This window comes from Synechococcus sp. W55.2, from assembly GCF_047461635.1.
In the GTDB taxonomy this organism is placed as follows: Bacteria; Cyanobacteriota; Cyanobacteriia; order Thermostichales; family Thermostichaceae; genus Thermostichus.
Window position 1 is genome coordinate 26,536 of sequence record NZ_JANSHM010000028.1, and the last position, 8,270, is coordinate 34,805.

The following is an 8,270-nucleotide window of genomic DNA, read 5'->3' on the forward strand; positions in this document are numbered from 1 at the left end:
AAGCTTTCCAGAAGGTTCACCCTAGACCAAATCTCCCTGGCCTGCCGGGGATCTTTTGAGGTATCGTTCAATCCAGTTCACGAATTGAGCTTAGGAAACAGACCTTAAACTAAGGTCTCTCGCCGGGCTGCCACGGCTTTGCGAGGAAGGTCTCCATGGCCGGGTTTAGGGTTGCGCAGATGCGATAGCAGGTGTGAACGAGGGAGAGCTACAGGGAAACGTTATGGAGTTTGAGGGCTATGGCTTATCAAATCTCAGGGGATTGTATCGGTTGCAACGCTTGTGTAGATAGCTGTCCTACGAAAGCTATTGTTGTTCAGGATGGGGAATACTGGATTAATCCTCTGTTGTGCAATGACTGCGAAGGTTTCTTCCCAGAACCTCAGTGCGTTAGCCTGTGTCCCGGTTCTGCCCCGCAGCCTTATGAAGCCATGAAGGGGCGCAACCGCACGGTCACGGCCCGCATTCGCAGCAGTCCACCTCTATTTTTGAACGGCCATAGCCAGGCTTTTGCTTCGTCAATTGTGGTCTGGGAAGCTTGCAATTTCCTATCTCAATTTCAATCTCTCAATCTGCAAAAGCAGGGAGATAACCAGGTTTACTATCAGAAATCTGTTGGCCACAACCAGGGATCTCTGACCCTAACTCTATGTTTGGACGGGATCCCACAAAGTGCTCCGATCGATGTGCGAACTGCCTGTTTGCATCTTATTTTTGCTGCCTATGCCGCCGGGTTGGATAGCCCCTGGAAGGAATCCTTTGTTTTCACCGACTCACAATTGGAGTCCTATTTGGGCTGGGATAAACGTAAAGATCTGAGCAAGATGACCCGTCTCCACCTGTTCATGACCTGGATAGAGCAGCTCTGTCGGATTCAAGTCTCCATCGATTGGCCGGATCAGGGGCGGGTGAAGGGGTTTTCGGTACCGGCTGGCCCTCTGTGGAGGCTGCTCAAGATGCATCGCCACTTTCAAAAAGATGAGCAGGGCTGCAACCATCTGGTGGGCCTGACTTGGGCGATTCAGCCCGGCGAATGGACACGGTACTTTCTCAATCGACAAGGGTGCCGCCAGGGGCAAGCCTTTTATCAGTACAGCAGCCTGCCCCTATCCCTGCTGCAGGCCGTGATGAGCCATTGGCAACACCATGAAGGAGCCATGCGCCTGCTGCTGTGGCTGTTGTTCAAAGTGAGGATGGGGCGGCAACAGCGTCTGACGGTGCCCACCCTGATGCGAGTGGCCTACGGGGAAGAGCGACTGCAGGAAGCTTATCTCAATCTCCAAGAACGCAAACGGCTGGTGCGCACCTTTGAAAGCGATCTGGAGGTTCTCAACCACTACGGCCTCAAGCCGGAGTTCGATCCCCTCACCTATCCTTCTTCCATTCAACCCCTGTGGGCTCGCCTGGAAGCTGTGCCCGAGGATGCGGACGAGGCATTGAACTTTTGGATTGAAGATGCCAACAACGGTGGCTTGCTGACGGCTGCCGGGCCGCGGGGCAAGTGGGGACTCTTGATGCAGGCTCGCATTCAACGATTTCATCTGCCCTCCGACTGGCATCGTCGAGTAGTTCAAGAAGCCAGATCCCCAACCCGAGAATCGGGATCTCGGCGGCAGCGTAGGGCAAAGTCTGCGCCTGTTGCAACAGACTCGGATCTCCCTGGCCCTCCCGAAAACCCAAAAGACTTCCCCTCAAGCAAAGCTTTGCGTGGAGCGGATATCTCGGCGGCACGCCAGCAAAAGGGAATCAGCCAGCGGGAATTGGCCCAGAGGCTGGGGCGCAGCCAGAGCTGGGTGCGGGATGTAGAGAATGGGCGGCTTCAGATCAGCCTAAACGATCGCCAGCGCCTTATCAAAGCCCTGTATTTGGATCCCAGGCAACATCAAGTCTAGGCCAGTTACTCAATTCACTCATCCACTCACTCATCCACGGCAATGACCACATCCGAGGCTTTGATGGCAGCATACGCTTCTTTCCCAACTGCTATGCCCAACCGTTCGGCAGAGTGCTTAGAAATAATGGCTGTTATTTCTATACCCGGTGCAACTTCCAGAATAATTTCGGCATTGACCATGCCTACCTGGACACTTTTTACAGTTCCTTTAAACAAGTTGCGAGTGCTGATTTGCATGACTTCTCCTTTGTTGAACAAGCAGAGCAACAGGGGTGTTGACCGAACTGAACAAGAGAGGAGCTTGCCGGATGGTCATTCAACACCGGTTTCAATACTATCAGATGCTTATCGTTGCCTCTGGGGAGGAAGGGCTGCCAATAGTCTAGATTATGTATCTTAAAGATACAAACTGCAACCTCTAATGGTCAAAGTACCGAGCGATTGGTGGATTTTCCTGTTCTGAAAGTCGTCACGGGTCAAAGAAGAATGGCTATGAAACGAAGAACTGCAATGTTATTCCTGGGGATCCTGGCCGCTCTGGCTTTGAGGTGGGGGTCGGCTCCCGGCTTGGCGCAATCTCAGCCCATTTTGGTGGGGGCTGCGGTGAGCTTGCAACCGGCTTTAACGGAAATCGACCGGTTGTTCACCGCCCGCTATCCCGACATCAAGGTTGAGTACAACTTCGCCAATTCCGGCTCTCTCCAGCAACAGGTGGAGCAGGGGGCTCCTTTGGACGTGGTATTTTTCGCAGCCGCCTCTTTTATGGACGCCCTTGCCAAGCAAAACCTGCTGGTGGAGGGATCCCGGCGAGATCTTCTCAGCAACCGCATGGCTTTAATTGTGCCTGCCAATGCCAGAACCAAGGTTCAGGATTTTGCCGACTTGGTGGCGGAAGAGATCCGGGTTCTGTCCATTGGGGATCTGCAGGCCATGCCCGCCGGACGCTATGCCCAGGAAATTCTCACCGAGGCGGGGGTGTTTGAGACGCTGCGGCCCAAGATGGTGTTTGCCAGCACGGTGCGGGAAATTTTGACGGCGGTGGAGCAGGGCAATGCCGACGCCGGGATCCTGTTTACCTCGGATGCTCAGCTTTCGGATCGGGTGCGGGTGGTGGCTACGGCGGATCCCATTACGCCGATTGTCTATCCGGTGGCCTTGGTGCGCGATACTCCCGCCGGACGGTCTTACTTGGAGTTTTTGACCTCAGGGGAAGCGGCAGAGGTGTTTGTGAAGTACGGCTTTATCCGCCTGTAAGGGATCCCTCTGCAATTGCCCAAATGAGCGACTACGACCTATCCCCGCTTTGGATCTCCCTACGGATTGCCGGCTTGGCCACGGGCATCACCTTTGGGGTGGGGACGCTGGCGGCTTACGGGATGTTGCACTACCGAGGTCGGTGGCGCTCTCTCCTCGAGGCCATCTTATTGGCGCCGCTGGTGTTGCCGCCCACCATGGTGGGGTTCCTATTGTTGCTGCTATTTGGTCGGCGAACCCTTCTGGGACAACTTTTGGCCTCGCTGAACCTATCGGTCATCTTCACCTGGTATGCCGGGGTGATCACGGCAGTGGTGGTGGCCCTGCCCCTGATGTACCGCACGGCCTTGGGAGCTTTCCAGCAGATCGACCCGACGCTGGTGGCGGCAGCCCGCACGCTGGGGGCAAGCAGGGCCAAGATTTTTACGCAGGTGCTGATCCCACTGGCCTTGCCGGGGATCCTGGCGGGGATTACCCTCAGTTTTGCCCGCGCTCTGGGGGAGTTCGGCGCCACCTTGATGCTGGCAGGCAACATCCCAGGCCGCACGCAAACCCTGTCCATGGCCATCTTCTTTGCCGTTCAGGCGGGGGACATGCGGGGGGCAGCCATTAGCTCGGCCTTGGTCTTGATGTTGTCCTTGGGGGTGATGACGGCAGTTAACCTTTGGTTTCAGCGACGGCCTCTGCAGCAGCTTCCCCCTCGCCCCCTGCGGGTTCTGGCCAGAAGGGATCCGGATTTCTCAACTCCGGCCCCCCGCCTCTGGGTGGACATTGACAAGAAGCTGCCCCAATTTGAGCTGCAGGCGCAACTGAGCTGCGACGGGCGGCCATTAGGACTGCTGGGGGCCTCTGGATCCGGCAAAAGCCTACTTTTGCGCTGCATTGCCGGGATCGAAACCCCGGATGGTGGGCGCATTTTGCTCAACGAGCGGGCGTTGTTTGACGCCGAACAGGGGATCCGGCTGCCCCCCGCTCAGCGACGGGTAGGGGTGATCTTCCAGAACTACGCTCTGTTTCCCCATCTCACCGTCGCCCAGAACATCGCTTTTGGGATCCCTGCGGGCTTGAGCGAAGCGGAAAAACAAGAGCGGATCCAGGCCCAGCTGCGGTTGGTCAAGCTGAAGGGCTGGGAAAACCGCTATCCCACGGAGCTCTCCGGAGGACAGCAGCAGCGGGTGGCCCTGGCGCGAGCCTTGGCTTCTGAGCCGGAGATCTTGCTGCTGGATGAGCCTTTTTCTGCTTTGGATGCCCACCTGCGCAGCCAACTGGAGCAGGAGATGGGGGAAATCCTAGCGGGCTACAAGGGAGTCACGCTTTTGGTAACCCACAACATTGAGGAAGCCTTCCGCCTCTGCGGGGATCTGGCTGTAATGGAGCAGGGGCGAATCATTGCCCAGGGGGACAAGCGTCAGCTATTTGAGGCTCCCCCCTGCCTTAGTGTGGCGCAACTGACGGGTTGCAAAAACATCTCGCGGGCCAAGCTCCTGGGCCCTCAACGGGTGCTGGCCTTGGATTGGGGCTGTGAGCTGCAGGTACAGGGATCCCCAGCGGGAGAATACATCGCCATCCGCGCCCACCACCTCACCTTCCGGCCAGACGGGAGACTGCCCAACACGTTTCCGGCTTGGCTGGTGAAGTGGAGCGAGACCCCCCACCGACTGACTCTCTTCTTTAGGCTGGGCGGTCCTCCTGCCCACAGCCAGGACTACCACCTGCAAGCTGAGGTGTGGCGGGAGCGCTGGCGCGAGGTGGAGACTTGGGGATCCCCGTGGTGGCTGCAGTTGGATCCCCGGCATCTGATGGTGTTTTGAGTCTGGGCTTAACACCCGTCAAGTGGGTTCTTCGCCCAGGCAATAGCCCCGCGGGGTAATCAGCCGGTCTCCATGGCGAAAGGTCTGAGAGTTGCCGATAAGAACCAGGGTGAGCATGTCCACCTCCTCTGGATCCAGCTCCCCTAGGGTGGTGAGGTGGAGGGTTTCGCCGGGGCGGTAGAGGTTGCGGGCCAAAGCCACGGGGGTATGGGCGGGTCGGGCCTGCAGAAAGATCTGTAGAGCCTTGAGGAAGGGATCCACCCGCTGCCGGGAGCGGGGGTTGTAAAGGGCCACCACAAAATCGGCAGCTGCAGCCGCCTGCAGGCGTTTTGCAATCACTGGCCAGGGGGTAAGCAGATCCGAGAGGGAAATGGCGCAGAAGTCGTGCATCAGCGGAGCCCCCAGCCGGGCAGCAGCCGCCTGGAAGGCAGAGATCCCCGGCAGCACCTCCAGAGAAGGGCGGATCCCATCCCAGCCAGAGCGGATCAAGCACTCCAGCACCAAGCCCGCCATGCCGTAAATGCCGGCATCCCCCGAAGAAATCACCGCCACCTTCAGCCCCTGCTGCGCCCAAGCAATCGCCCGTTCGGCTCGCTGCAGCTCTTGGGTAATGGGAGAAGCCTCCCAAATTTGGCCGGGGTGCAAAAGGGGGGCCACCAAGTCTAGATAAAGCTGGTAGCCAATCACCACCTCAGCTTGGGCTAAAGCCAGGCGGGCGGCCAAGGTCAATTGAGCGGGATCGCCGGGGCCGGTGCCAATAATCCACAGATGGCCACTGCGAGGGGAATATTCCCGGGCAGCGCGGGCAATGGCCAGGGTACAGGCCCCTTCGGTTTTCGAGGTGAAGACCTGCTTGGGGCAGAGGAGGGTTGCTCCCCCAAAGGGCTCTACCTTCTCCGCAACACAGGATGGCCTCTCAGGAACCTTGTCACCTCTTCCCCAAGTCTGACAAGTCTGAGCTGCCAAGAGGGCAGCCGCCTCCGCTACCGAGGGGGTGCCCACCGCCTGCCGCACCGCCTCCGAAGGGTGGGGCACTGGGATCCCAGCCAAAGCCTCTGCCGGGAAAAACTCAATGGGCCAGCCGTGGGCCTGAGCCAGCTCCAAAAGACCCGGCTCGTCTTGCTTGAGCTCTAGGGTGGCCAGGCCGGCAATGGCCTCGAACGCCAGCCCCTGGGCCTGCAGCAGGCGGCGCAGGGATCCCTCTAGCCAAGCGCGGGTGGTGCCCCGCTCGCAGCCCACCCCCACCCACAGCACCCGCGGATGCCAGTGCACTGTCGGGATCCCCGTGGGAGGGGAGAGGTATTCCCCAATCCAGATCTGGGCAACGGGATGGGGAGGAGAGGAGGCCACTAGGGGATGATCTGCCGGCCAAGCTTGTCGCCAAAGCCGCGTGCCGCAGGTCTGGTGAACGGCCACCGGCTCTCCCCGCGTCAAGGCGGCTGCCACCCCGTTCCAATCTCCAGCGCCCCGCCGCCAGCCGTAGGGATCCCCCAGCAAATCCAAAGGCGGGATCCCCAGCCCCTCGGAAGCAGAGGTGAGAACCGGCTGGGCTCCCAAGGTAGCGGCCACCTGCCGCGCCAGGGCATCGGCCCCCCCCACATGTCCCCCGCACAGGCTAATAGCCCAGCGACCGGCTTCGTCCACCACCACCACCGCTGGATCCCGCTGCTTGTCCTGCAAGAGGGGGGCAATGAGCCGCACCACCGACCCTGCGGCCAAGATGAAGAGACAGCCCTGCACCTGGGGCCAGGTTTGGGCAACGGCTTCTGCTAGGGAGCCTGGCGCTGTGGGATCCTTGGGATCCCCGTAAGCCTGCCAGGGGGAGGGCAGCCCCTGCGGGTCAGCTTTGCTCCAGCAGCTCACCTCCTTGCCCAAGAGCGGGATCAGAGAGTTGGCCAACCGGCGGGCGCGCGGGCTGGGGGCAAACAGAGCAAGCTTCATCGAGCGTGGGCCAAGGCCAGGATTCTCCCCGGATCCTATACTGGACATAGAGCCACCCGCGAAGGGACAAGTGCCGATGGTCATCCCACCTGGACTGATGCTGCCCCTAATCCCCCTGGAGGTTTTGCTCTCCACGAAGGGGCTGATGTTTTTGCTGCTATCGGCCTATGGGGGGGCCATGTGGACATTTTTAAGTGGCGCTCCCCGTGTCCACACCATCATCGTGCCGGACTTGGAGCAGGCCAGAGGGTTTTATGAGAAGGTGTTGAAACTGCCGGAAGCGGAGCTGCCCCTGCAGTACTACTACGGCTACGAGCAAAGCATGGTCGGCTACAGCCTAGGATCCGCTTACTTTCCAGGGGATATTGGCCTCAGTCCCCGCTTCGATGCCAAAGCCCGTCCCACCTCTGGGCCCACCCAATTGGATACCCCCGGACTTTGGTACCAACTCTCCGACAATGTTCAATTGCACGTGATCCCTGGCTCTACAGATCCCTATGCGGGGTCCGGTTCCTACGGCAACGCCTCTAGGCCTAGCTCCTCATCTGCTTCTGCTTACGGGACTGTACCGGCAGCGGGCCGCAGCAGCGGCGTTCGCTATCGCCATGTCAGCTATGAGCGGGAGTCCCTTAAGGCCCTTCTGAAGCGAATCAACAAACAAGGGATCCGCAACAGCATTCGCTCCGAGAAGCCCTTCGTCTTTTGGGTGCGGGATCACCAGGGTCAGATTATCGAATTTGCCGAACTGAAAGGCTGACGGGATCCCCTAAGATTGTTAAAGGAAAGCCAAAAGTCGGCGGTGGGGGGATGCCAACGATGAAACGGGTGCTGCTGCTGGTGCTGTGTTTGCTGTGGCTTGGGGTGTGGGGCGGCCAGCCGGCCGTGGCTCTGTCGCGGGCCAAAGACAATCCGGTGGTGAGCGTGCAATCCCCAGCCAAGGACTTCACCACCACCGAGTCGGGATTGCAATACTACGACATCACTCAAGGCAGTGGGCCTTCCCCTCAGCCGGGGCAAACGGTGGTGGTCAACTACGTGGGCAAGCTACAGGATGGCACCATCTTCGATAGCTCCTACAAGCGCAATCAGCCTTTTGTCTTCACCTACGGAGTAGGGCAGGTGATCCGTGGCTGGGAGGAAGGGCTGGCCACCATGCGGGTGGGGGGCAAGCGCTACTTGCGCATTCCGCCGGAGTTGGCCTATGGCAGCCGCGGGGCAGGCGGGGTGATCCCCCCCAATGCCACCTTGGATTTTGAAGTGGAGCTCCTGGCCATCCAGTAGATTCAGATCTTGCAGAGCATGACTCTAGTCAATAATAAGCTCAACTATACTGAAAATAATGTATAATATGTTCAGTACGGATTACTACC

At 59.1% G+C, this 8,270-nt stretch carries 7 protein-coding genes; 5 read left to right on the forward strand and 2 right to left on the reverse strand.

Annotated features, from left to right (window positions below):
• Positions 1 to 239: 239 nt before the first annotated feature.
• Positions 240 to 1,892 carry a helix-turn-helix domain-containing protein gene (locus NW828_RS07435; RefSeq protein WP_414382927.1) on the forward strand — a complete coding sequence of 551 codons (1,653 nt, stop codon included), beginning with the start codon at positions 240 to 242 and terminating at the stop codon, positions 1,890 to 1,892.
• A gap of 26 nt (positions 1,893 to 1,918) precedes the next feature.
• Here NW828_RS07435 and NW828_RS07440 read toward each other — a convergent pair whose 3' ends face one another.
• Positions 1,919 to 2,131 (reverse strand): TOBE domain-containing protein, encoded by a 213-nt coding sequence (locus NW828_RS07440; RefSeq protein ID WP_414382929.1) that lies wholly within the window; start codon positions 2,129 to 2,131, stop codon positions 1,919 to 1,921.
• A 255-nt stretch (positions 2,132 to 2,386) separates the two neighbouring features.
• Here NW828_RS07440 and modA point away from each other — a divergent pair, with 255 nt between their 5' ends.
• Positions 2,387 to 3,148 carry a molybdate ABC transporter substrate-binding protein gene (gene modA, locus NW828_RS07445; RefSeq protein ID WP_414382931.1) on the forward strand — a complete coding sequence of 254 codons (762 nt, stop codon included), beginning with the start codon at positions 2,387 to 2,389 and terminating at the stop codon, positions 3,146 to 3,148.
• A 23-nt stretch (positions 3,149 to 3,171) separates the two neighbouring features.
• Positions 3,172 to 4,959, forward strand: a complete 1,788-nt coding sequence (gene modB / locus NW828_RS07450) for a molybdate ABC transporter permease subunit (protein WP_414382932.1) — start codon at positions 3,172 to 3,174, stop codon at positions 4,957 to 4,959.
• 18 nt (positions 4,960 to 4,977) lie between these two features.
• Here modB and cobJ read toward each other — a convergent pair whose 3' ends face one another.
• Entirely contained in the window at positions 4,978 to 6,900 is a 1,923-nt protein-coding gene (gene cobJ / locus NW828_RS07455; protein ID WP_414382934.1) for a precorrin-3B C(17)-methyltransferase, read from the reverse strand.
• Positions 6,901 to 6,997: 97 nt separating this feature from the next.
• Here cobJ and NW828_RS07460 point away from each other — a divergent pair, with 97 nt between their 5' ends.
• Together NW828_RS07460 and NW828_RS07465 are read left to right on the forward strand one after the other, a co-directional pair.
• Positions 6,998 to 7,657 (forward strand): hypothetical protein, encoded by a 660-nt coding sequence (locus NW828_RS07460; RefSeq protein ID WP_238376855.1) that lies wholly within the window; start codon positions 6,998 to 7,000, stop codon positions 7,655 to 7,657.
• A gap of 59 nt (positions 7,658 to 7,716) precedes the next feature.
• Positions 7,717 to 8,181, forward strand: a complete 465-nt coding sequence (locus NW828_RS07465; RefSeq protein WP_414382936.1) for an FKBP-type peptidyl-prolyl cis-trans isomerase — start codon at positions 7,717 to 7,719, stop codon at positions 8,179 to 8,181.
• The last annotated feature ends 89 nt before the right edge of the window (positions 8,182 to 8,270 follow it).

Excerpts from the sequence above, each read along its gene's own strand:
- NW828_RS07465 (WP_414382936.1), top strand. The coding sequence starts at position 7,717 with ATGAAACGGGTGCTGCTGCTGGTGCTGTGTTTGCTGTGGCTTGGGGTG.
- modB (WP_414382932.1), top strand. The coding sequence starts at position 3,172 with ATGAGCGACTACGACCTATCCCCGCTTTGGATCTCCCTACGGATTGCC.
- NW828_RS07460 (WP_238376855.1), top strand. The coding sequence starts at position 6,998 with ATGCTGCCCCTAATCCCCCTGGAGGTTTTGCTCTCCACGAAGGGGCTG.
- modA (WP_414382931.1), top strand. The coding sequence starts at position 2,387 with ATGAAACGAAGAACTGCAATGTTATTCCTGGGGATCCTGGCCGCTCTG.
- cobJ (WP_414382934.1), bottom strand. The coding sequence starts at position 6,900 with ATGAAGCTTGCTCTGTTTGCCCCCAGCCCGCGCGCCCGCCGGTTGGCC.
- NW828_RS07435 (WP_414382927.1), top strand. The coding sequence starts at position 240 with ATGGCTTATCAAATCTCAGGGGATTGTATCGGTTGCAACGCTTGTGTA.
- NW828_RS07440 (WP_414382929.1), bottom strand. The coding sequence starts at position 2,131 with ATGCAAATCAGCACTCGCAACTTGTTTAAAGGAACTGTAAAAAGTGTC.